The organism is Malacoplasma penetrans HF-2, assembly GCF_000011225.1.
In the GTDB taxonomy this organism is placed as follows: Bacteria; Bacillota_I; Bacilli_A; order Mycoplasmatales; family Mycoplasmoidaceae; genus Malacoplasma; species Malacoplasma penetrans.
In genome coordinates, this window is record NC_004432.1 from 186,078 (window position 1) to 212,311 (window position 26,234).

Annotated in this window: 14 protein-coding genes; 13 read left to right on the forward strand and 1 reads right to left on the reverse strand. The window is 23.7% G+C overall.

Annotated features, from left to right (window positions below):
• The 11 genes from MYPE_RS00810 to MYPE_RS00860 all read left to right on the forward strand — a co-directional run bounded on the left by MYPE_RS00810 (position 1) and on the right by MYPE_RS00860 (position 22,024).
• Positions 1-2,487 carry a coiled-coil structure containing protein gene (locus tag MYPE_RS00810; protein ID WP_011076981.1) on the forward strand — a complete coding sequence of 829 codons (2,487 nt, stop codon included), beginning with the start codon at positions 1-3 and terminating at the stop codon, positions 2,485-2,487.
• Between the two features lie 11 nt (positions 2,488-2,498).
• Positions 2,499-12,452, forward strand: coding sequence for a hypothetical protein (locus MYPE_RS00815; protein WP_011076982.1), 9,954 nt, complete (start codon positions 2,499-2,501; stop codon positions 12,450-12,452).
• Positions 12,453-12,476: 24 nt separating this feature from the next.
• A complete protein-coding gene (locus MYPE_RS00820; protein ID WP_011076983.1) occupies positions 12,477-15,041 on the forward strand; it encodes a hypothetical protein in 2,565 nt (854 codons plus the stop codon).
• Positions 15,042-15,091: 50 nt separating this feature from the next.
• Positions 15,092-17,476 (forward strand): hypothetical protein, encoded by a 2,385-nt coding sequence (locus MYPE_RS00825; RefSeq protein WP_152023086.1) that lies wholly within the window; start codon positions 15,092-15,094, stop codon positions 17,474-17,476.
• 181 nt (positions 17,477-17,657) lie between these two features.
• Positions 17,658-18,224: an elongation factor P gene (efp, locus tag MYPE_RS00830; protein WP_011076985.1), complete on the forward strand. Its 567-nt coding sequence runs from the start codon at positions 17,658-17,660 to the stop codon at positions 18,222-18,224.
• Entirely contained in the window at positions 18,224-18,508 is a 285-nt protein-coding gene (locus tag MYPE_RS00835; protein WP_011076986.1) for a hypothetical protein, read from the forward strand. Before efp ends, MYPE_RS00835 begins: the two co-directional genes overlap by 1 nt.
• 106 nt (positions 18,509-18,614) lie before the next feature.
• Positions 18,615-18,947 (forward strand): transcription antitermination factor NusB, encoded by a 333-nt coding sequence (locus tag MYPE_RS00840; protein ID WP_044891342.1) that lies wholly within the window; start codon positions 18,615-18,617, stop codon positions 18,945-18,947.
• A gap of 6 nt (positions 18,948-18,953) precedes the next feature.
• Positions 18,954-19,658, forward strand: coding sequence for a 16S rRNA (uracil(1498)-N(3))-methyltransferase (locus tag MYPE_RS00845; RefSeq protein ID WP_011076988.1), 705 nt, complete (start codon positions 18,954-18,956; stop codon positions 19,656-19,658).
• Positions 19,648-20,199, forward strand: a complete 552-nt coding sequence (locus tag MYPE_RS00850; protein ID WP_011076989.1) for a hypothetical protein — start codon at positions 19,648-19,650, stop codon at positions 20,197-20,199. The genes MYPE_RS00845 and MYPE_RS00850 overlap by 11 nt, the downstream gene beginning before the upstream one ends.
• Entirely contained in the window at positions 20,162-21,490 is a 1,329-nt protein-coding gene (gene mtaB / locus MYPE_RS00855; protein ID WP_011076990.1) for a tRNA (N(6)-L-threonylcarbamoyladenosine(37)-C(2))-methylthiotransferase MtaB, read from the forward strand. The genes MYPE_RS00850 and mtaB overlap by 38 nt, the downstream gene beginning before the upstream one ends.
• Positions 21,491-21,655: 165 nt before the next feature.
• Entirely contained in the window at positions 21,656-22,024 is a 369-nt protein-coding gene (locus MYPE_RS00860) for a PQ-loop domain-containing transporter (RefSeq protein WP_011076991.1), read from the forward strand.
• A 167-nt stretch (positions 22,025-22,191) separates the two neighbouring features.
• Here MYPE_RS00860 and MYPE_RS00865 read toward each other — a convergent pair whose 3' ends face one another.
• Positions 22,192-22,710 carry a hypothetical protein gene (locus MYPE_RS00865; RefSeq protein WP_011076992.1) on the reverse strand — a complete coding sequence of 173 codons (519 nt, stop codon included), beginning with the start codon at positions 22,708-22,710 and terminating at the stop codon, positions 22,192-22,194.
• Positions 22,711-22,758: 48 nt separating this feature from the next.
• Between MYPE_RS00865 and MYPE_RS00870 the strand changes: the two genes are divergently transcribed.
• Positions 22,759-24,132: a DUF31 family protein gene (locus tag MYPE_RS00870; RefSeq protein ID WP_011076993.1), complete on the forward strand. Its 1,374-nt coding sequence runs from the start codon at positions 22,759-22,761 to the stop codon at positions 24,130-24,132.
• A gap of 102 nt (positions 24,133-24,234) precedes the next feature.
• Positions 24,235-26,085 (forward strand): tRNA uridine-5-carboxymethylaminomethyl(34) synthesis enzyme MnmG, encoded by a 1,851-nt coding sequence (mnmG, locus tag MYPE_RS00875; RefSeq protein WP_011076994.1) that lies wholly within the window; start codon positions 24,235-24,237, stop codon positions 26,083-26,085.
• The last annotated feature ends 149 nt before the right edge of the window (positions 26,086-26,234 follow it).

A 26,234-nucleotide genomic window follows, 5' to 3' on the forward strand; every position in this document is an offset into this window, starting at 1 on the left:
ATGAATAGTAGAAATGTAAATAACCTTACTTTAAATGAAAAAATTAATAGATTTAAAAATAAATACACTGAATTATTAATGCAACTTGATAATTCAAATTTTTTGAATCTAACTAAGTTTGAAGATCTTGAACAATTTCAGGGAACTGACAATATTTATTCTTTATTAAAAGAAAATGAAAAAGTAAGTCACAATTTACAAATCATTAAAGAAAGTATTAAGAAAAAAATTATTAATCTTCAATTACTTTCTTCTAAAACTCATGATGAAGATACTATTGATGCATATGGAAATCTATATGATTTTGATGCATTAAATGGAGGTAGTTTAAATAACTATCTGGACACTCCAAGTTTTTCTAGAAAAGAAATTCTAAAAATTTCAGCTGATATTGATTCTGCTATGCAAAAAATTGATGAAATATCAAATTTTATTGAAAACAAAGTAATTCCTAAATTAAATAAAGATGAACAAGAAAAAAAGGAATTAACTGCTTTACTAAATGATTCTCAAAAGAAAATAAGTGAATTGTTGGTTGAAAAAGATATTGATCAACAATCAATTAAAAAACTTCATCAAAGTAACAAAGATTGAGAAAATGAATGCAATGAATTAGTTAACTTTTCAGTACAGATTAATCAGAAATTAATCTCATTAGAAGCCTTAATTGATGAAAATGAAAAGTACACTAAAGAAATATCTGAAGAAAAAGATAATATTATTGCTCATCTAGAAAAAAAGATTAATGATTTATTGGCTGATATTGACTCTGATAATTTCTTTTCATTTAAAGATTTTGATAATAGATATAACATCTCAGATTCTTTTGTTAGTTTAATCTCAAAAATAATTAATAATGTGTTTAAAAGTGTTTATGATATTGAAAAATCATTTAATGCAAAAATTAAAGAATTTAATAAATGCAAATCTTCACTTATTAATAAATTGACTTCATCAATTACTAGAAGAGAACATGAATCATCACTAATTTCTAATATCACACCACAAGATGCAGTTTATGATGTTAGAGAAGAATCTGTGGAATTTGCAAATAAATTATTAAGTACACAAAACACAAAAGATTTTACTGATTATTTAGCTAATAACTTTTTAGCAGTGTTTAAAAAAATTGATACTAGTTTATTTGGTTTATACAATGAATTAAATAGTACTAGTTTAAATGATGGTGAATACTTCTCTAAAAAATCAATTAGAAAAATTAATAATCTATGTATTCAAATTTCTGAATATACTGAAAAAAATAATCTTTTATTTGAACAAGTTGATAACTTCATCAAACTCCTTACAAGTGATTTTAGTGCAGCTACATTTGCTTTAATTAATTTTGATAGTTTCTGATGAGATGCAGCATGTGGTTACAAACAAATTTTAGAAAAATTCTTTAATGATTTTAGTTCATTAAACAAAATGATAAAAGCATTCTTTGAATACATTGGAATGTTAAGTACTAATCCAAATCAATTTGTAAATTTTGAACAAGAGTTTTCTGATATTGTTTATGAAACACAAAACCCTAATAACGGCAATGAAGAAATATTAAGTTTCAGTGACAATGCATTTGATCCAAATGAATTTATTTATACTCCTGTTGAAAATGAAGAAGTATTTGTACCATTTGATTCAAGTGAAACAGTACAAGAAATTGAAGAAGTTAAAGAACCTCATCCAGTGGTTGAAGAAGTAAATAAATTAATTGAAGAAACTGATGATGGTTTTAACAAATATGATTATGATCATGATGCAGAAATTTCAAACATTGTAAATCAAGTAGATTTTGATTCAAATGAACAACATGGAAACATTGATGACTTAAAACCAGAATTAGATTACAGTTTCTTAAATAATTCTAAAGAAGAACCAAGTCAAGAAAATTATGAAGATAAATATTTAAATACAAATATTTATTCAAAAGACTTTGATGCTTATGTAAATGAAATTGAAAAGCAAGAAGAAATGTTTGACTTTGATAACTTGGATGACATTAATTCAATTAATGAATTTAACCAAAGTATTAAGGATTTAGATTCATTAGATAAAAGAATTTCTGATTTATTAGATGAACAAGATCCATCATTAGAAAATCAATCAGACGACTATAATAATCAAATTCAAGACTTCAATAGTTTTGTTAAAAAAATAGTTAAAGATTTAGAATATAAAACTAACTTAACAAGTTCACAAAAAATATTATTAAAAAATGAACTATATAAAATCTTCTCTGATGAAGAAACAACAGTTAAAGAAAAGCTTATTCAATTGGAAGAGTTCTTAATAAAAGTGTTTGAAAAAGAATATTACACTAAATTGTTCCAATATTGAATAATCGCATTTAAAAAATATTTGTTGGAAAAAAAATACAATATAAATTTAAAATTAAGAATAGTAAAGTCAAAATTCAACAAATTAAAAATGTTAATTGAATTAGAAAGGGACAAAAATTATTTATCTTTATTTAATGATGAATAGATGAGAATATTATGAAAACGAACAAGAAAATAACAAATAAAATAAATGATTTAAAAAATCAAGTTGATCAAATTATTAATGATATTAATAATGTAAAACATCAAAATAATGAAGAAATTTTTGACATCTATATTCCAAATAGGAAAAAACTAGAAAAAGAAAATTCAGAAATTTCTAAGAGTTTAAATATTCTAGAAAATGATAATGAGAAATTGTTTTCAAAGGTGTCTGTTCTTAAAAATGAAGTTGAAAAGGCCATTGAGAACTTTGATAAAGAATCTCATCTATTAAGTATGTTTAAAGATTTTATCAACTCACAAGGAAGAGAAGATTTAAAATCTTATAATTTTGAACCTAGTTATGATTCAGAAAACAATGATTTTGATTTAAATACTAAAATTTCATCTCGTAATAAAGATGAAATTTTGACTTTTTTAAAAAATGATAATTTTCCAGTTGATGAAATAGAAGATGAATATTTTGAAGACAAATTTGAAGAAAAAAATGAATCTAAGAATGACAAAAAGTTCTTAGACTTCTTTACTAATGTCCACAATATATTTGAATCTGAAATTAAAAAAATTAATGAAATCAGTTCTAACAAAGAGTCATTCTTAAAAACCTTTGTTGTTATTGGAAATATTGTAGATCCAGAAAACATCAAAAGAGTTAGTAACAAACTAATTGCATATAAAAATGAATTTAACCAAAAGATAAATTCATTATTTGAAATTAATTTCACTGGTTCTTCTAAGAAAGAAAATAAAATTGTTAAAAACAGTTATAAAAATTCAATCAATGATTTATATGACCAATTAGAAAGTGAATTAGTAAACACTTTAAATGAACTAGCAGCTCCTAAAACAAATTTAAATAATTCTATTTTAGAAAATGGAATTAATTATATAGATGTTGATAATCTTGAAGAATTAAAAACATCAATTAATAAAGTTGAAGTTGAAATCCATTCAGAAAAAATTAAATATAATTCTGAACCTGCTAATTTAGAGTCATTAAATGATTTCTTATTTTTAAATAAAATTGATAGTTCATTCATTGAAAGAAATATTTCTGAACAATACTTTAATATTTCTGAAAATTTTATTCAAAATACAGAACTTAAAAAAGAAGTTTTAGAAAAGCTAATTAGTAATCTAAAACTGTTTTGTAGTGATACTTGTAACAAATTAATCCTTGGAATTAATGAGAATTTAGAAAAAGTAAGATTTAATAACAACTCATTAACAAATGAAGTTATTTCTAGCAATAATTTCTTTGCTCAAAAAGCCATTGAATTGGTTGAATCAATTAAAGAAAAATGTGAAGAAGTTAATGAAGAATTGTGAAACAAAGTTTCTAACATTTTATCTGCAAGTAGTTTTGAATCTTTAAAGAGAAATAAAATTGATTTTGAATTCTTAGCTATTTCTATTAAAGAAATGCTTAAAGAAGTTAAATCTAATGTTAATTTAGCAATTAATAATTTCTCAGATGATTTATATAAATTAATGAATTTAAATACATTAGAATTTGATCAATTAAAATCTGATCTTTCTAATCAAGTTAATGAAATTTTTAACTATATTTCAAAATCTCCAATTGAAATAGAAGAAATTTTAAAAGATGCATATAGTGCTCAAAAAGAATTTTTACAATTTAAATTATTAAAATTAGAACAAGTTTTAAGTGTTATTAAAAACTTTAATGCTGATGTTGCTAAAAACAAAGACTTTTCTTTTGCTGGTGCAGGGAATGAATACATCAATGTTCGTTTAGATAAATTAGAAAGACAATTTTCTAAAATAGCTAATATGCTAGAACCAATTGCTAACAAATTAAGTGATGGTAGTGTTAATGAAGAAAACTTTGGACAATTTGAAGGAAGAATCAACAAGAAAATTGATGATTTAATTTCTAAAATTGCTTCTGAAAGAGAAAACTATGAAAACACTTATAGTTCAGTTATCTTAGAAGTTTTAAATGCAAATGAAGCTCACAAAGAAAATGTTTTAAATCTAATTAAAACTATTGAAGAAGAAAAGATGAATTTGATTTCAGAAGAATCAAAGAGATCTGCTGCTCAAAACAGTTTGAAACTTGGTGAATTAGAAGAATTAATTGGTCTTCAAAATGAAGAAATTGAAAGCCTATTGGATGAAAAGAATCAATTCATTAGTGATGTTGAACAATTATTAATTGAAAAAAGAGAAAAACTGAATGATGAAAAGATATTAGACATCAAGAATTCAATTAATGATGTAATGCTTAATTTCAATGAAAAAATTAATGATTTGGAATATAGTTTTGATAGAAAATTAAACACAATTAATTTAGATTCATTAGATTTAGCAACTAATGAAAATCAAAAAGAATTATTTAACAAGATAGAAGAAACTCTAGTTAATAATTATCAAATTGTTAAAGAAGAAGTTAAACAAGATTTAACTCAAATTTTAAACAATGTAAATGAATTGAATGAAGCATATGGATCATTAAATCAACAAGGTTGAACATATGATAAGAGATTCAATGACATTGATAGTCAATTTGAACAATTTAGATACTTATTAAAAGATGTTACTGAAAATTTAATTAATAAAAATACTGAACAATATGATGAAATGAATTCTATTGTTAACAACATCAGTGACAACTTTAAAGATTTAATTAGTGGAATCAAAGAAGAGAATGTTAAATATAGTGAAGACATTGCAAAAAATGTTGCTGAAACTAACTTAAATCTTAGAAATAAAATTGGTGAAGAATTTGGAGAAATCTCAGAAAAGATTTCTAATTTAGTTGCTGATATTGAAAACAAGAATAAAGTCGCTGAAAGCAATCAAGCAAACACAATTAATTACATTTTAGAAACTAATTTAGCTAACCAAAAAGAATTAGTTGGATTAATTAAAAACATCGAATCAAGCAATGATAAATTCTTAGAAGAAGTTGATAAGAGAAATCATAGATTAGATAACTTAAAACTAAATGAATTAGATGAATTAATTTCATTACAAAATAGTGAAATTCAAGCTCTTATTGAAGAAAAGAATGATTTTATCCATGACTTAGAAGTTTTCTTATTAGAAAAGAAAAACAATTTCAATGATGAAAACATTAATGAATTAAAACAATCTGCTCAAGAAATTATTGAATTACTAAACAATAAAATTGAAAACTTAGAAATTAATTTTGAAAATAGATTAAGAGAAATTGACATTCACTCATTTAAATCTGAATTATCTGGAAATCAAAATGATTTCTTTAGAAACCTAGAACAACAATTAACAAGCAACTATGAAATCATTAAGAATGAACTAAATAATGATATTGTTCAAGTTATCAACAATGTTAATGAATTATCTTCAAGCGTTTCTGACAGAATTGAAAATTTATCATTTGATAAATTTGACTCTAAATTTGATTCAATCGATATTCAATTTGACAGTTTTAGACACTTATTAAAAGATGTTACAGAAAACTTAATTGATAAGAATTCTAGCAACTATGAAAACATTAATAATGTAATGAATGATTTAAATACTAAGTTTGAATCATTAATTACTAAGCTTAGAAGTGAAAACAATAGAACAGTTAGAAAACTTAATAAAGAAATTAAGAAAACTAACTGAAGAACAAACAAAAAGATTGACAATAGCATCATTGAAATTGGGGATAGATTTGCCAATTTAATTGATGAAATCAAAGATCAAAATAAAAACTTTGAAAATAGTCAGTTAGATGTAGTTTATTCAATTATTGAAGAAAACAAATCTCATCAAAGAGAAATTCTTAATTACATTAAGAATCTAGAAGAAAATAACAATGAGTTTATTAGTCAAATTGAAGCTCAAAAATTTGATAATGAAAATCTTAAGTTAAAAGAATTAGAAGAATTAATTTCTTTACAAAATGAAGAGATTGAAAGTCTATTATATGAAAAGAATGACTTCATTAATGATATTCAAGCATTGTTATTAAACAAGAAAAATAAATTAGATAATGAAAACATTATTAGGTTAGAAGACTCTATTAATAATGCAATTGGAAACTTTAATGACAAAATTTCAGAATTAGAACAAAACTTTAATAACAAACTTGCAAATATTGATTTAAGTTCACTATCTGAAGAAATTGATGGAAAACAAGTTGAATTCTTTGACTCTGTCCAAAACTCTCTTTCTCACAATTATGAATTAGTTAAAAATGAATTTAAAGATAGCTTAAGTAGTATCTTAAGTAATTTAAATGATGTTAATTACACAGTTGAAAATACTAACAGCAAAATTGGTGATATTAGTTCTGAAATTAGAGATATTAGTTTAAACAACCAAGCAAAGTTTGATTCAATTGATACTCAATTTGATAGTTTTAGACATTTATTAAAAGAAGTTACAGAAAACTTAATTGATAAGAATTCAAGCAACTATGAAAACATTAACAATATAATGGATGACATCAACACTAGATTTGAATCATTAATTACTAAGTTAAGAAATGAAAACAATAGAACTGTTAGAAAATTAAATAATGAGATCAAGAAAACAAATCTTAGAACAAATAAAAAACTTGATAACACTATTAGTGAAATTGGTGATAAATTCTCAGATTTAATCCAAGAAATTAAAAACCAAAATAAGAATTTTGAAAGTAGTCAATTGGATGTAATTTATTCAATTATTGAAGAAAACAAATCTCATCAAAGAGAAATTCTTAATTACATTAAGAATTTAGAAGATAACAATAATGAGTTTATTAATCAAATTGAAGCTCAAAAATACAATAATGAAAATCTTAAGTTAAAAGAATTAGAAGAATTAATTTCTTTACAAAATGAAGAAATTGAAAGTCTTTTATATGAAAAGAATGATTTCATTAATGAAGTGGAAACTTTCTTACTAAACAAGAAAAACAAATTAGACAATGAAAACATTAACAGACTAGAAGATTCAGTTAATAATGCAATTGTTAACTTTAATAACAAAATTTCTGCTTTAGAAGAAAACTTTAATAGTAGACTTGCAAACATTGATTTAAGCTCATTATCAGAAGAAATTGATGGTAAACAAGTAGAGTTTTTTGATTCAGTTCAAAGTTCATTATCTTACAACTATGAATTAGTTAAAAATGAATTTAAAGATAGTTTAAGTAATATCTTAAATAACTTAAATGAAGTTAATACTAATGTTGAAAATGTAACTAATAAAATTGCTGACATCAGTACAGAAATTAAAGATATTAACTTAAATAATCAATCTAGATTTGATTCATTAGATTCACAATTCAATAATTTCACATTGTTATTAAAAGAAGTTACTGAAGGATTTATTAACAAAGAAAACTCTCATTATGATGAATTAAACAACATTATTTCAAATATTGATGAAAGCTTTAAAGGGTTAATTTCTTCATTCAAAGATTCTACAAATCAAATTGGAGAAAATTTAGTTAAAGACATTAAGCATTCAAACAAACACTTAGCAATCAAAATGGATTCATCAATCATGGAAATGAATTCTAAGTTTGATAGACTAATTGAAGAAATGAAAGTTCAAACTAAAGATATTGAAAACAGCAATGTTGATACTTTAAACATGCTAATTGAATCAAACAAGAACAATCAAGAAGAAATCTTCAATTATGTTAGCTTACTAGAAAAATCTACAAGTAGTTTAGTTAATGAAATGCAACAAGCTCAACTTGATAAAGAAAAAATCAAATTAAAAGAATTAGAAACTTTAATTGATTTACAAAATAGTGAAATTGAATCATTAATTGATGATAAGAATGATTTCATTGAAGAAATTGAAAACTTCTTGAATCAGAAAAAAGAATTATTTAACAAAGAAAACTTTGTTAAATTAGAAAATTCAATTGGAAATATTATTTCAGCTTTTGATAAAAAAATTACAGATTTAGAATTTAACTTTGATAGAAAACTTTCTAATTTAGATCTATCTAGTTTAAAGAATTTATTTGATGATAAAGATTCTACTTTAGCAAGTGTTATAAACTCTGTTGAAGATAATTTAAATTCAAATTATGAAATTCTAAGAAATGAATTAAAACTAGAATTGAACAAAATTCTAGAAGACATATCTGAAGCTAATTCTATTAATGAAATAAATAGAAATGAACAGTTCCATAAACTTGAAGAAGTTAATAGTCAATTTGATCAATTTAGAGATGTTTTAAAAACTGTAACTGAAGACATTATTCATAAGAGTGAAAACAATCAAATTGTAATTGATGATTTATTAGAAAAAATTAATGATGAGTTTAGAAGTCTAATTCAAAATTTAAGATCTGAAAATGAATTAAATTCAAATGAATTAATGGACAAATTTGAAAACTTAAATAGTGGATTAGTTGAAAGATTTAACTCTAACTTTGATAATATCAACAACAAATTTGAAGACTTCATTGCAAAATTAGATGAAAAAACTAAATCATTTGAAGAAAACAGAATGGATTTAATTAACTTTGTTTATGAATTAAACAAAGAATACCAAAAAAACATTTCTTCTTATATTCAAAAAATTGAATCTTCAAACAATGAATTTATTAGTGATTTAGATGCAAGAACTCTAACTAAAGAAAATGATAAGTTAAAAGAATTAGAGTATTTAATTGATATTCAAAATGAAGAAATTGTTAGATTAATTGATGAAAACAACAAATACATTGATGAAGTTGAGTACTTCTTAACTAATAAAAAAGAAGCACTAGATAACAAAAAATTAAATGATATTGAATCATCTATTAATAACATTTCTAATAACTTTGAAGAAAAAATTAAAAAACTTGGTGAAAACTTTAATGAAAAAGTAGATTCAATAGAATTACAAAATCTTGGAAATAATTTAGAAGAAAGTGACAAGAAAACTTTAGATGTAATTCGTTCTCAATTATCAAAAAACTATGAACTACTAAGTGAAGAATTCAAAAACAACTTTGCATCATTAATTAAATCAATTGAAAACTTATACTCTTCATATGGTAAAGATTCACTAGAACAGATTGCTTCAGAACTTAAGAAATTCTGTTATGAAATTAATGAAGGAATTAGTTTAGGAATTGGAAGCATCAATAAGAATTTTGATTTCTTAATTAAAGAATTAGAAACAAAAAATAAAATCTTAGAAGCTTCACAAGTTGATGCAATGAATTTAATCTTGCAATCAAACAAAATTAACTCTAAAGAAATTGTTTCATACATTGAAAACTTAAAAGGTAACTATGCTAATTTATCTCAAAAAGAAAAAGAGAAACAAGCATTAATATTTAAAATTTTTGATGAACTAAATGAAATTATTAATATTCAAAATCAAGATATTGGATCTCTATTAGAAGAAAGAGATTACATAATTGATGAAGTTCAAAAATTTACAAACAAGATTGAAGAAGAAAACAGTAAAAACCTAATTCAATCAGCAGACTTCAAAAATCTAAAAGATTATTTAAAAACTTCTGTTGATAACTTAGGAAACAAAATTGAAGGTCTAAAATCTGATCTATCAAATAAATTTACTGAAATTAGTAGCCAACATTTAATTGATGACAATTCAGCAGGCTATGAAAATATTTTAAAAGTTGAACAAAATTTAACAGAAAATTATTCATTCTTGAAAAAGGACCTATATTCAATTTTTGAAAATATCTTTAATATTATTGATGAGTTAATTAAACCAAGTGATGTAGCTTCATTCAAACAAAAAATTGATGATTTAAAAGAAGAGATTGATAATGTAAATCCAATCTTAGCTTCTGTTGATAAGCTAAACAAAAAGAATCAAATCTTAGATGAAATCCAAGCTTATATTTCAGGTAAATGTGAAGCAAATTCAAATGATCAAAATTATTTAAAAGTTGAAGAATCTGTTAAAAACATAGATAACCTTGAATTAAAAAATAAAATTTCAAAACTAGATAATTGATATAAAGATTTAGTTGCTTCTGTTGAAAACAAAAATGGTGTAATTTCATCATTTGTAGATAATAAATTAGAAGAAATTAGCAAATTAAATGAAGTTACTTTTGCCCCATCATTTGATATAAATGCATACAACTTGATAATTTCTAAAATTTCTGAAATATCTAATTTATTGAATTTATCTAAAAAGAATTTAACTGGTATTTTAAATACAGTTAATGCAAGATTGTCTGAAAGCAATTCTGATAAAGTTCTACAAGCATTAAAATGATTTAATAAAACAATATTGTTTCATAACAAAACAATTGAAGAATTAAATTATGAAAATAATAAATATCTTGAATTGATTAATGCAAACAAGAAAAACGAAGTTGCTTTAAAGGAAGCAAGTGAAGTTAATAAATCATTAGACAAAATTCTTGCTTTATTAAAAAATGAATTTAGTATTTTTGAATTAGAACAAAAAGCTTTAATTTCAATCTTTAAAAAATCATTATCAGAAGATGCAGTTATTATTAACTACTTGTGTCAAGTTGCAGATCTTTCAAGAAACAATGTTGATTTATCTACAAGAATCTTTATAAACTTTGAAAACAAAAACAACATTGACTTAATTAGATTGCATTCTATCCAAGATGCTTTAAAAGAAGTTTCTGAAAGTGTAAACAACTTAGATACTTTAGAAGTTAGTAAAGAAAACTATATAGAATTTAATAAAGAATTAGACAAGGTTAAAAACTTGTTACTAAGATCTCACCTAGATTTAATTGCATTAAAAGAAAGTCAAATTGAAAATAGTATATTAAATACTAATGGTGATATTTATTCTATTGAATATCAAAAAATCACACTATTAGAAGATTTAGTTAAATATACTAAAGACTACTTAAAAAACATCTATTCACAAAAAGTAAAACTAGTTAACTTTTTAGCTGATAGCAGTAATGAAGATGTTAATTGTTTAGTTGAATATAAAGCAAGTTTATTATGTGATGACTTAAGCTCACAATTAGTAAATGAACAATTAAAAGACTTAGAAAATGTTATTAAAAAAATTGATGAATCTTATCTTAAAGAACTAGGTGAAGATAAAACTGATCTATTAAGTGCAAAAAACTTTAAAAACAAATCTGTAATCTATTCAAAAATTTCTCTACTTGAATTAGAAATTGGAAAATTATTTGAAATAATTGATGAAAAGAAAAAAGTAATAATTAAATTATTATTTAATGATTCATCAGAAAACCAAGATCCAGAAATCAAAAAGATTTTATCTAAGTTTGAAGATTCTAAAGAAATTATTCAAAATGAATTCAATCAAGAATTACAAGCATTCAAAGAATCAATTTTTAAAGTTAGAGAAAAAGAAATTAATGACTATAGACAACAAGTTAGTGATATTGAAAAAGAAGTTTTAAAAATAAGAAACTCTAATTCAATCAATGATGAAAACAAGAATAAAGAACTTGAAGCAATCGATAATTTAATTGAAGTCTTAAATATGGAAATTAGTTCTTTTGAAGAAGAAAAAGAAGAACAATACAAAGATGTTAAAGAAAAATTAGCTTACTTAAATTCTTTATCAAACCCAAGCGATTCTGAAGACATCTCAAATGTTGTTAATACTGATAAGTTTAAAGTTAATTTAAACAATGAAGTAAGACAATATTTAGAAGAAACTTTTAACTCATTCACTCAAACATTTAATAAAAATTTAGACCAACTTAAGGTTGCTTTAGAACTAATAAAATCCGCTTATTCTATAAGTGAAGATGAAAATGATGAGATTGATAACCCTAGTTGATTTAAAACATTTGATGAAAAATTAAAGGATATTGAATCAGATCTTTTAAACAGTAATTCAGATGTTTCAAAAAAATATGTCAATAAAAATGATGATTCTATTATAGAATTAAAAATAAATAGTGAAAATATTAAAAGTTTTATAATAGAATCTGAAAGCAAAAAGAAAGAAATAGAAGCTTTCTATGCAAAAGTCGAAGACTTATTAAAACTAAAAGAAACAAAATAAAACTGTTAGTTTAAGGAAAAAAAGATGAAAAACTATAGTAACAAAAAACTAGAGTACTTGGAAAGTATAGAACCAAGACAAGACGATGTTGAAACTAATATTCTTATAAGGGAAGAAGCAGAATTTCTTGCTAGAAATCTAGTGTCATCAAAAAATGACTCTAGTTTTTCTGTCAACCAAAATACAGATTTAATTGATAACCAAATAGTTTCACATCTACACAAACTAGATAAACAAAGTTTTGATAATTCTCAAAGAATTGAAATGTTACAAAGAGATAGCAAAGAATCTAAAGAACTTATTAAAAGAATTGAAAATTTATTAGTTTCTAATAATTCAAATTTTTCTTTTGAACAAGAAAGTATTAAAGAAAATAGTTTATTTGATTCATTCAGTAATGATACTTCTTACTATAATAATCAAAAGTCTAATGAATCTGATTCTACAAATAATCAATTTTCATCTTTTAAAAATGAATTACAAAGTGTGTTTAATAATTTTGAAGATCACATGGGATCAATGATTAATAACCTAAGTGAAGTTATTTCAAAAATTAATGACAAAACCAATGAAGTAATTACTGAAAATGAAAGCTCTAACTTTTCTAGCAATTACATAGACCAAAATGAACAACCACTAATTTTTGTTGATGATGAAAGCAGTGTTTCATCTCAACAAAAAGAATTAATGGAAAGTTTTGAAAAGCTTTTAAATCTTAAATTAGAAGATGCAAATTCTAAAATTGAAAGTTTAACTAGTGAATTAGCATATACAAAAGAAAGTTTTAATAGTTTCATTAATGACTATCAAGTTAACCTTGATACTATTGGATCTCAACAAAAAGATTTAACTAATATTCTTAGTAACAACAATACATCATTTATACAAGAGATAACTAGCAGTAGAGAAAACTTTGCTAAGATTGAGCAAGAAATTGAAAAGATTTGTTCTGCTTGAGTTGAAAGCAATAAACTTTTAACTAAGTTAGAAGGTTTAGTTTATGAAATCAGCAATGCTAGATTTGGATATGATGAAGATTTAAATGAATTAATAAATGAAATTAAAAAACAAACTTCAGAAAATAAAAATTCATTACTTAAACTAAACATTGAAATTGAAAATGTTAAGGACAAAGTAGAAAACTTATCTAACAAACAAGATGATTTAGTTATTGAAACTAATAGCAATAAAAATGAAATTGAAGATGTTAGAAAAGAAGTTAAAGCTTTAGATGCATCTAATACTGAAAAGTTTGCAGTTATTGATACAAAGATTGCTTCTAATTCATCAAAAATTAATGAATTAGAAATCAAAGTTAGTGATTTAACTAACATCGACAATTTCTTAGACAATGTTTTATCTTCTAAGATTTTCCAAAAATCTTTAGAATCTAAGATTACTAACATGATTTGTGAAAACAACAATTATTTAGGTGATGAATTCAAATTTAGACTTGATCATATTTCTAATAAAGTTGATTTAGAATTATCTGAGTTCAAACAAGAACATAGAAACATTAATAATTCAATTGCATCAATTGAAAACAAAGTTTATGATATAGCTTCTCAAATGGATTTAATGGATAAAAAATATGACATTAGAGATCAATTAGAAATTATCGAACATAAATACAATGATTTATATGGAAGTGAAATCAAAAACATTAAATCAAGTATTAATGAATTAGGGAATCACATTGATAACTTTAAGTTAAGTGAGTCTGAAATTGCTAACTTGATTCAAGAGTCATCTCAGTTATCTATGATTATTAGAGATAAAATCTATTATGTTGTTGATGAAAAACTAAGTCAAATTGCAAGAGATATTGATTCTATTACTAAGAACATTGAAGAAAAAGTAATTGATGCAAGTTCAAGAATCATTTTAGATTCAACAAAGAGTGAAGTTGAAAACAATATTTCTAAAATTAAAAATGAAGCATTGAGCAGTGTTTATGCTGAATTAACTAAGAGAGATAAAACTATTGATTTACATGGTCAAGAAATTATCAGAAACTATGAATCAATGATGAAGTGCAATAGTTTACTTGAAGAATTAGAATTCTTAGTTGTTAAACAAACCGAAGATTTAGAAGGTTTAAAAGTTGATAAAGATAATTCATATGAGTTATTAGCTGAAAAAATTAATGACCAAAAAGAATTATTGAATAAATTCAGTAACTTGATGGAAGAAAAATTCTCAGGATATGACTTCTACAATAACAATTCAAATTTGAAGAAGTTACTTGGTGTTTGAAGAGATGATTTAACTTCAAGTGTTATTGAGTTAGTTAAAACATTAGTTGAAGATGAAATTAAAAGAAAAGCAACAATCTCATATGTAAAAAATAATGATGCTCCTAGTAGTGAGTTGCAAAATGACTTTTTTACAAATAGAGTAAAAGATATACTAAGCAGATTAGATAGTGAAAGTTTAAAAAATACTTTCAAAGAAAAATTAAATAATTTAAATTTTAATATCAAAGATTTGAAGGAAGAAAATCCAGAAGTTAAAGATGATGATTTAAACTGATTCTATGAAAAAGAATACAATGAATTTGTTTCATCAAAGAGAAAGGATAATAATTAGTAATTGAAATAATTAGAAAGGATTTTACTATGATTAATGAGCAAAAATTTATGACAAGATTAGAAGAGTTAGAACTTAATGAAGAATTTCAAAAACTTCCTAGCGATAAGAAAATTATTTTAATAGCTGGTGAAAAAATTCTTGAGATGAATGAATATTTAAAGAATTTTTTCTTAAATTTAGAAAATATTGCTTTTGAAAAATTCAATGCTCAGTCTTTCAAACAAGAATTGATGGACGATATCCTTTCTAATATTCAAGAAAAATTAAACCAATCTGGATCTATCTCTAAACAAGAGGCTTTAGATTTAATTAATAACAGATATGAAGAAGAAATAGCTTTACTTGAAGATAAATTTCACTACACTACTGAAGAAGTTGTTAATTCTGCTAATGAAACTTTTAATGAAGCACTAGAAAGAGTTGAGTCTTTAAGTTTATTCCAAGTTCAAGCTAGAGAAGAAATTAGAAAAAATCAAGACAAAATTTATATCTTAGAAGAAGAATTAACTAGACAAAAAGAACAAAATGAAATTCTTAGGAATCAAGTTGATGAAAGAATAAGAGATCTTGAAGATCTAATGAGATTCAAAGAAAGTGAACTATTAACAGGTAACTTTAACTTTGACGGTAAGTTTGAAAGTTTTGAAGATTTAGAAAGACATATCTCTGACAAAGCTAGAGAAATAGCTGAAGAAAAAATTGAAGAGTATTTATTAAATCAAAATAACAGTGGATTAGGTTTTGATGATAGTGTAACACCTGATATGATTAATAACTTCATATACAATTCTGAAAGTGCTCATAAAGAATTTTTAAAAGTGTATGAAGCTCAAATTCAAAGTGGTAATAAATTAACTGAATTAGAAAAATTAATTGATAAACAAACAGACCAAATCAATCAGTTATCTAATGATAGAAAAGAATTAATTTATTTAATTGCTGACATGATTAAAGAAAAGAAATTCAACTCAGCTGAATTTATAAAATATGTTGAGTCTCAAAACATAGATGATTTAACAAAAGGTGAAAAAGAAATTCTTAAAAGTTTAAATGAAGATGATGTTGATTTCTTAATTAATAATCAAGCAAGAGAATTAGTTAAAGAACATATTGAAAACAATAATACAAAATCTATTAGTGAATTTGAAAAAGAATTATTAGAAAATGGTTTTGGCAATGTTGAGTTTATTGTAGATAATGATTTTGAAAGTTTACAAGAAAGCTTAGATGAACTAAAAAGAATTTCAGAAACTAATAATAAAACTTCTGATGAATTAACTGAACTTGATAAAAAAGTAATTGAATTACAAAACCAATTACAAAAGCAACTAGATGAGAATCAAATTTTAAGAAATGAATTATTTGACGAAATAACAAAAAACGCGTTATATAACTCAAATAATGATAATATTAATAAAGATAACCAACTGTTAATAAATGAATATCTATATGACGGAGATGATATGAAACATAATTATTACAATGGTAAAACACCAATTCCAGGAACTAAGATTACTAGGATTAATAATTACCGTATAAATAATGACCTTGATAATATTTCTTATGAAGAATCACAAGAAATTATTAAATCAAACTTTGCACCTCAAAACAATTTTATTGAAGAACAAAAAGTTGAACCAACTAATTGAGAATTAGAAAATCAAAAAATTATTGATTTAGAAAATACAGTTCAAAGACAAGAAGAAGAAATTAACAGATTAAGAAATCAAGATAAAACTTTATCTAAAGAAGAAATTGAATTCTTAGTTAAAAAAGAAGCAACAGATGTTGTTGGATCAAACTACAAACAAAAAGAATTTATGAATTCTTTAGAACAAACTTTAAGTCAGTTAAAAGAACTTTCAAAAATTCAAGCTCAAACAGTTGCAGATTTGGAAAAACAATCTAAAAAATTAGAAGAAGTTGAACAAAAAGTAAAAAATGCAAACTTACAAAACCAACAAATTAGTCCTGATGTTTTAGATGAAATTATTGAACAAAAATATAAATCTAAAAAAGATGAATATGATTATGTTGATGGTTTAAAAAAGATTGAAGAAGAACGTAGAAAAATTGATGAAACTCTAGAATTAGAAAGACTAAGACTATTGGCTGAAATTAATTTAGGTACTAAGAAATTAACAGATCTTCAAGAAAAATCTCAAATGAATGCAGCACCAGTTGCTCCAACACCTATAATCATTCAACAACCAGTTGTTCAACAACCTGCAGCACCAGCTGAAACTCCAGCAGAACAACCTGCTAAAAAAGGTTTCTTTGGAAGACCAGCAGGAAGTAGTGCTTCATCAACTCCAAGTGATGGACCAGTAACTGTAAATGGAGCTCCTAAGAAAAAAAGAAAACAACAAATTTTCTATGAAGTTAAAGTTCATACAACTCCAAAGCTTACAAAAGCTGATTTAGAAAAATAATTAATATAGATTTATCAAATGATAATAAGCAAATGCTTGTTATCATTTTTTATTTTCTTTTTCATAAACATTGCTTAAGTGATTAGCATTTTTTTCTTAATAGATTTGTTTATTTTTTTATAATTTGATAAAATTTTAAATATATCTGCATTTTTTACTTTTTAGATAGGTTTATATAAGTATGTCACAAATTATCCATGCCAAAGATCTTAGACCTGGCAACACATTTATTTACAAGAATAATTTATATCTTGTTATTGAAAACTCATTTAACAAAACTGCTATGAGAGAAGGAATTGTTAAGTGTAAAGTTAAAAACTTAAGAACAAGTTCAATTACAGTTGAAGTTTTAACTGGTGAAAAACTTGAAAGAGCAATCATTGATAAAGTGAAAGCAATGTATTCTTATGCTGATAAAAATACATTAGTTTTTATGGATGGTGAATCTTTTGAACAAATTGAAATTGATGCTAACAAATTAAAGTGAGAAAAAAACTTTATTGTAGATGGTTCTGAGGTTAGTATTTTAAAATATGGTGAAGAAGTACTAAATGTTTCTTTACCTGATCAAGTTTCTTTATTAGTAGACTTTGCTGAAGAAGCAGTTCAAGGTAACACTGTTCAAACGGCTATGAAAAAAGCAAGATTAGAAACTGGATTAGAAATTGAAGTTCCTCAATTTATCAAAACTGGTGAAAAAATTATAGTAAACACAGTAGATGGCAAATATGTTGGGAGGGACAAATAATGATTAAACTATCATCAAATAAATATGGTTGTGTAAATCTAGATTCTAAATATCTTCATTCTATTATTGAAAGATTAGCTTTAGATGTAGTAGAAAAGAAAGATTTAGTAAAAATAGATTTTGATACTAAAAAAAATAGTCTTAAAAAAGTAGAATTATTTTTCAATAAAAATACTAATATTTCATTAGTGGAACAAAAAAATTTATATGACCAAATTTTATTTACTCTTTCTATGCAATTTGGAATTAGTAATAGTTTAGTTATTTTCAGCTATGAGTCTTAATAACAAAAAAACAAATATCGCCAATAATAAAATTGAAAATAAGCAAACCATAACACAATGAAAAAAACGGGTTGCTTGTTTTCGTTTTATTTATTCTACATTAATTATGAATTTAGGTGATAAGGATTGCATTTTAAAATTCAATGAAGAACTAGCAGAGTTAAAAGACAAAGACATTGCTAAAGTAATTGCCTTTTATATTAAAAATAAACAAAATATTAAATCTAGAATCAAACCATTACTTAAAGAAGAGTGGGAAATAGATAGATTAAATAAAGTTGATTTATCAATTATTATGGAAGCTTTTTGTGAGTTCCATACATTAGACATTGATAGAAAAATTATTATTGATCAAGCTATTGTTACATCTAAAAGATATAGTGAAAATAATTCTTACAAATTTATTAATTTTATATTAGATAAATTATTAGTTAAATAGAATAATATGCGTAAATTTTTTATAAGAATAAAAAATAATAAAGTTTGGTTTGATGATAATGATTTAAAGCACTTCAAATCATTAAGAATTAATAATGAAGATATTATTGATTGTATTGATCAAAATAACAGTTTAGTTAAAGTGAAAATTAAATCCTTAGATCCAATAAAATCTGAAATTATTGAAATTAAAGAAAATAAATTATCTAACAAACCTTATGATATTACATGCTTTTTAGGTGTAATTAAAAAACAAAATTTTGAATTAGCAGTTGTTAAACTAAGTGAATTAAATATTAAAAAAATAATTCCTGTTTATTTTGATTACTCTCAAAGAAACATTAATTTAAATTATCAAAGACTTGATATTTTAATTAAAGAATCTCAAAAGCAATGTAATAGAATAGCGAAGTTAGAGATAGATGAACCAATTACATTTAATGATATGGTTAACAAGTTAAATGACTTCAATTGTAATTTCATAGCTTATGAACACCAAGATTTAAGTGAGTGAAACAAAATTAAAAATAATTCTAATTTAAATAATATTTCTTATATTGTTGGTCCTGAAGGTGGGTTTAGTGGTAAAGAAATAAATGAATTAAAAAATAAATGTATTTTTTTAAAATTAACTAATACAATTTTAAAGACTGAAACAGCTTCAATATATTTGGCATCAATTTTAATAGAAAGGTTTTTTAATGAGAAATAAAATACTTGATCACTTATTACAATTCTCAAATGTTTCTTTTATATTTGGAATTGTTTTAACTATTATATTGATTCATTTAAAATCACCTAATAATGACACAACTTATCTTATGCAAAATTGAGCATTATTATATTTACCATATACTATATTTTTAATTATTAGTTTAATATTAGCCACTTGCTTTGCTCTTTATAGGAAAAACTATTTTATTTTAATAGGCCAACATATTACTAAAAAATGTATCAAAATATATAAATGAAGTGTTTATATTTTATTCATTAACATTTTTATATCAATATTAATGTTATATATAGGTGCAGTTACTTTATTAAATAGCAATCCAATCTTTTTTATGAATGGATATTTATATATAGTATTAGCTTTAGAAATGGCATTAACTCTATTGGGTGTAGCTTTAGATGCTATTAGCAAATTGAAAGTTAAAGTTGATTTATCTTTAAGACGTGGTGGAAGCCAAGAAATGTTGTCAAAGGATTATGTAAATGAAAAACTTGAATCAAACTCAACAACAAAAAATTAATACATTTGCAATTCATACTTTAGGCTGTAAAGTAAATCTTTTTGAATCAAATGTAATTAGGAATGATTTACTTTTAAATGGACTTGTAGAAGTCCCTTTTGATGCACAAGCTGATGTTTATATAATTAATACTTGTTCAGTTACTAATAAGGCAGATTCAAAATCTAAGTTATATATTAGAAAAGCTAGTAGAACAAACAAAAAAGGAATAGTTGTAGTTGCTGGTTGTATGTCTCAAATCAATAAAGATTTGATGAAGGAACTAAAAATTGATATTCAAATAGGTAATAAATATAAATATAGTATTTATGATTTATTAACAAACTATTCTAAAAATAAAGAAAAGATTTTGAAAATTGAAAACTTACTTAAAGAAAAAGTTTTTGAAAAAAATGAAAGTATTAGTTTTAAAGAAAATACTAGAGCATTTATCAAAATTCAAGATGGATGTAATTTCATGTGTTCTTATTGTATTATTCCTTTTACTAGAGGGAAACAAAGATCAAATGATTTAAATACAATAGTAAATGAAGTTCATTCACTAGTTGATCAAGGATATAAAGAAATTGTTTTAACTGGAGTAAATACTGCTGGTTTTTTTGATCAAGATAAAAACAATTTCTATGATTTATTAGTTGCTATTAATGAAATTAAAAAAGATTTTAGAGTCAGAATTTCTTCTGTTGAACCTTTTCAAATAACTGATGAAATAGTTAATTTAATTGCATCTAATCCTAAAAGATTTTGTCAGCACTGACATATTTGTTTACAATCAGGTTCTGATAATGTCTTAAACAAAATGAATAGAAGATATTTAACTAGTCAGTATGAAGAACTAATAAAGAAAATTAGAAGTATTAATCCTAATACTTTATTTACCACAGATTATATAGTTGGATTTCCTTCAGAGTCACACCAAGACCATTTGGATTCAATGGAATTTTTAAAGAAAATTAAATTCTTTGATATGCATATCTTTCCTTACTCTAAACGTGAAGGAACAAAATCTTCAACTATTAAAGATGTTCATGATGCTACTAAAAAGGAAAGATTTAAAAATGTTGCAGCTTTTAATTTTGCTACTAAATTTAGCATTTTAAAATCTATGTTAAATAAAGAGTTAGAAGTAATCTTTGAACATAAAAATGAAAATGAGCAATATTATAGTGGATATAGTTCTGAATATTGTAGAGTTTATGTTGAATCAAATACTCCATTAGAAAATAAGATTTACAAAGTAAAAATTGAAAAAGTATTGTCTGATGGGTTATTAGGAACAATTGTTGAATAATACAAAATAGTTAATTAAGTTAACTATTTTTTTATTATTTAATTAACTTTCAAAAAAATAATGTAATTTTTATTATTTTTAAATTATTCAGATTAATAAAAATAAATTTTATAAAGGTCATATTTAAGTTATATTTTTAAGTGTAAAAAAAGGAGTTACTAATATATGGATATATTCATGTCAATAATTGGTTATATGGGTGCAGTTGGAATTGCAATCTTTAGTTTACCAGAATTAATTAGATCACTTAGAAGTAGAAGAACATCTGGAATTAATGTTTGACTGTTCTTATTATTAATGGTTAGTAGTGCATGTTTCTTTATTTCAGGATTTTATAACTTTGCACAAAACTTAGCTAGAGATGGATGAACTTCAGCTAACCAATTTGCATTAGCAGTTGCAGTTGCTAACATCTTCAGTTTCCTAGTTCCATCAACTTTATTAAGCTATAAACTTTTCCATATTCTTATGGCTAAAAAACAAGGAATAACTGAAAAAGAATATGAAGATAAAATAAACAGCAATAGAAAATAATCTAAATTAACTGATATGGATAAAAACTTGTTTATGTAGGTGAACAAGTTTTTATTTTTTAATTAGTTTTTAAAAATATAACTATTGTTTAAATAGATTAAATAATTTGTGCATTCAATAAAAAAGATAGAGATATAACTCTATCTTTTTTTGCTTTATAAGATCCATTAGTTATTTTCTTTTTTATTTGCTATTAATTGTTCATATTCAAAAACTAATTGTTCTCACATAGATTTATCTATTTCTAATTCTAATACACGAGAAATAACTACATCTTCACTACTTAAATAATTAATAGCTTCATTTAAATTAGAGACTTTTTTATCCCCTCTTGCTTCACAAGTATCTGCTACATAATTTAATAAATCATCATCATTTTTAAAATATAAAAAGATATTTACAAATGAAGAGTAATCTAGAAAATATCCTGAAGTTTGTTTTGTATTAAATCCTGTGGTTTCTATTACTGAATAAAACCCTTTAATATTTTTTAGGATTCTTTTGTTAATAAAATTTGGATTAACTTTGTTATTACTATTTGGTTTATTTTTTCTTTCTTTATTTTGAGAAAAGAAATCTATTCAGTCATTTTTTTCTAAAATATTAATTTCATTTGTTTCTTTATTAAATTGTTTTAATGAATTATAAATTTGATTGTTTTTAAAAGTTTTTGCCTTAAAATTCATAATGTTTATTTTGATAATATAATTTATATTATTAATGATAATTAAATAATGAAATTAAGTTTAAAGAAAATCAAAAAAATCCTTTTATCATCTGCTTTTGGATTAGCTACTTTAACTTTAGCTAGTTGTGCTCCCTCTATTTCAAGTGTTGGAATTGGTGTATATCAGTTATGAGCAAAATATAATAGTTTAGATAGTTATATTACAAACAACTCATCTAATGCTTTGAAATGAATTTCTCAAAGAACAATATCTTTAGCATTTGAGTTAAAAAATAAATCAACTAATAAAGCTGTTTATGAATTTGGGACAGCTTGAATTTATGCAAAAGAAGCAAATCAAGGTTCAAATGACTTTAGTTATTATTTGGCTACAAATATGCATGTACTTTCAAATCTAAATAGTTTGAATAATACAACAACAAGATATGAAGTTTCTAAAAATGGTATTAAAACAGAGTTACCACAATATGAATTACAAAGTATTTATTTTAATTTTATAAGTGATGATAATGTTTCAAGTTTGAATAGAAATAATGATGGTTCTTTAGACTATTTATGATCTGATGGAACTTTAATAGATACAACATATATTAAATTGGAAACTAAAGATGTTTCAATTGCATACACAGCAATTGGAAATAATTTAGTAGCAAACTCAAGTTCTTTGTATGTGAATCCTTATACAAATAGTCAAATAACTAATCCATCAATTGATTTTGGATTAATTAAGATAGATTTCTCAAATGTTAAAGATCAAAAAAATAAAGACTCAGCAAATAATAATGATGATTATATTACTGTTGAAAATTTCTTAAAAACTTATGACAGTAATCCAACTAAATTTAAATCTTCTAATCAAATTGATTATAGTGAAACATTTTATATGGGTGGTTTTCCAGAAGCATCTCTTAGTTGAAAACCAAATAGAAATTCAGCATGAATAGGATTAACAAATATTAAATTATCTGAAGAAAATGAATTTGTTGCATTAGCATATGATAACACTATTGACTATATAGATTTATCTTCTCCCATGGGGCCAATGCCTGAAGTTGGTAGTATAGATTATGTCACTAGACAAAGTAATGGGAATAATAATATAGATGCAAACTGATATAGAAATGTAGCAAAAGAATTAATAATAGGAGCAGGTAACTTAGGTGGTGGAGCTTCTGGAAGCATGTTTATTTCACAAGATTCAAATGGTCAATTTGCAGTTCTAGGGATTTACTGAGGAATTTATGGATATTCTATGACTTCAGGAATTAGTTATAGCTATGGTGTAGTAGATTTATTAAAAGCAGATTCTTATAGTTACACTATAGAAGAAAGAGGGATTAAATATAACTATACATTTCCTTCATACAATGTTTTAGATTCTATTAAAACTCAATTAAACATAACTCCAACTTACATTTAGTTAATGGAGTTTTTATTTTGATTATTTAAGAAATTAAATAATATATTTAAAATCATTTAACATAACTTAAAATTAATTATTAAATTGTTTATTATATAGATTATGAAAAAATATGATTGTTTAGTAATTGGTGCAGGTCATGCAGGTTTAGAAGCTGCTTTTATATTGGCTAAAAAAAAATATAAAGTAGCTTTATTTGTACTAGATAAAAAATTAGTAGGAAATATGCCTTGCAACCCATCTATTGGTGGTCCTGCTAAAGGTATAGTAACTAGAGAAATTGATGCATTAGGTGGAATGCAGGCAATAGCTGCTGATAATACTCAATTGCAAATGAAATTATTAAATTCATCTAAGGGTGCTGGAACTTGGGCTTTAAGAGCACAAATTGATAAACTTGAATACTCAAAATGATTTTTAAATAGAATTGAAGAAAATGAATACATTGATTTAATTGATAAAGAAGTAAACTCAATTAAATTTGTTAACCAAAAAGTGTGTGGCGTATATACTGTAGATAATCAATTTTTTGAATCTAATTATTTAATTGTTACTACTGGTACTTTTTTAGATTCATCAATTCATATCGGGCATAAAGTTATTAAAAAAGGACCAGATGATTTTAATGGATCATATCTATTAGCTAAACAAATTAAAGAATTAGATTTTCAAACTATAAGATTAAAAACTGGAACTCCTCCAAGAATATTAAAAAATAGTATTGATTATTCAAAACTTCAAATAGAACCAGGAACTAATAAAAAATATAGTTTCTCTCACTTTGATAGAAAGTTTTTAGATTTTAATAAACAAGAAGTTTGTTACTTAGCTTTTACAAATAATAAAATCCATGAAATCATTAACAATAATTTAGATAAATCTGCAATGTATAGTGGTTTTATTACAGGAACTGGACCAAGATATTGTCCTTCTATTGAAGATAAAGTTGTAAGATTCAATGATAAAGAAAGACATCAACTATTTGTAGAACCTGAATCTAAACATTTAGACACAATTTATTTAGGTGGATTATCTTCTTCATTGCCAGAAGATGTCCAAGAACAAATTGTTAAAAACATAGTTGGGTTTGAAAATGCAGTTATTAAAAAATATGCATATGCTATAGAATATGATGCAATCAATCCTATTCAACTTTATCCAACACTAGAAACTAAAAAAATTAAGGGTTTATTTTTTGCTGGACAAATTAATGGGACAAGTGGATATGAAGAAGCTGCATGCCAAGGTTTAATGGCTGGAATAAATGTTTTATGTCAACTTGAGAATAGAGAACCATTAGTATTAAAAAGAAATGAAGCATATATTGGTGTATTGATCGAAGATTTGATTAATAAAGAAATTACAGATCCATATCGTTTACTTACTTCACGTGCTGAATATAGATTAGAACTAAGAAATGATAATGCAGATCAAAGGTTATTAAAATATGGATATGAATTAGGGCTAATATCTCAATCTCATTGAGATGAATACAATAAAAATTTAGAAAACTTTAATAACACTTTAAAAGAACTAGAAACTAGTACTTTAAAGAATGTAAAAGAATTTAAATACAATTCTAGAAAAACAAATACTACATTATATGAGATTTTAAAAAGACCTGATTATTCATTTATTGATATGGAACCATTTTTAAAAAATAAAAATACACTTGATGAATATTGAAAAGATAAAGTAGATATCTATATTAAATATGGTGGTTACATTAAATCTCAACAAAAAATTATTAATGATACTAAAAATATAGATAATATCAAATTATCTTCAATTTCAGATTATAAAGATGTTCCAAATATTTCTTTAGAAGCAAGAGATAAATTAAATAAAGTTAAACCACTTACTTTGGGGCAAGCATCTAGAGTTAGTGGAATTAACTTAGTGGATTTGATTAATATCAAATTGTATTTAGAAAATAAAAAGAAACAAACTTAATGTATTATTTATAAATTATTTTAACTTTCATAAATTTAGATTTATGAAAGTTTTTTATTTTAGCTATTTAACAAATTTAGAATTGACTTAAAGTGAAGTTTAAGGTTTAAAATTGGGACATAAAAAGCTTTTACTGAAGTTATTTTTTA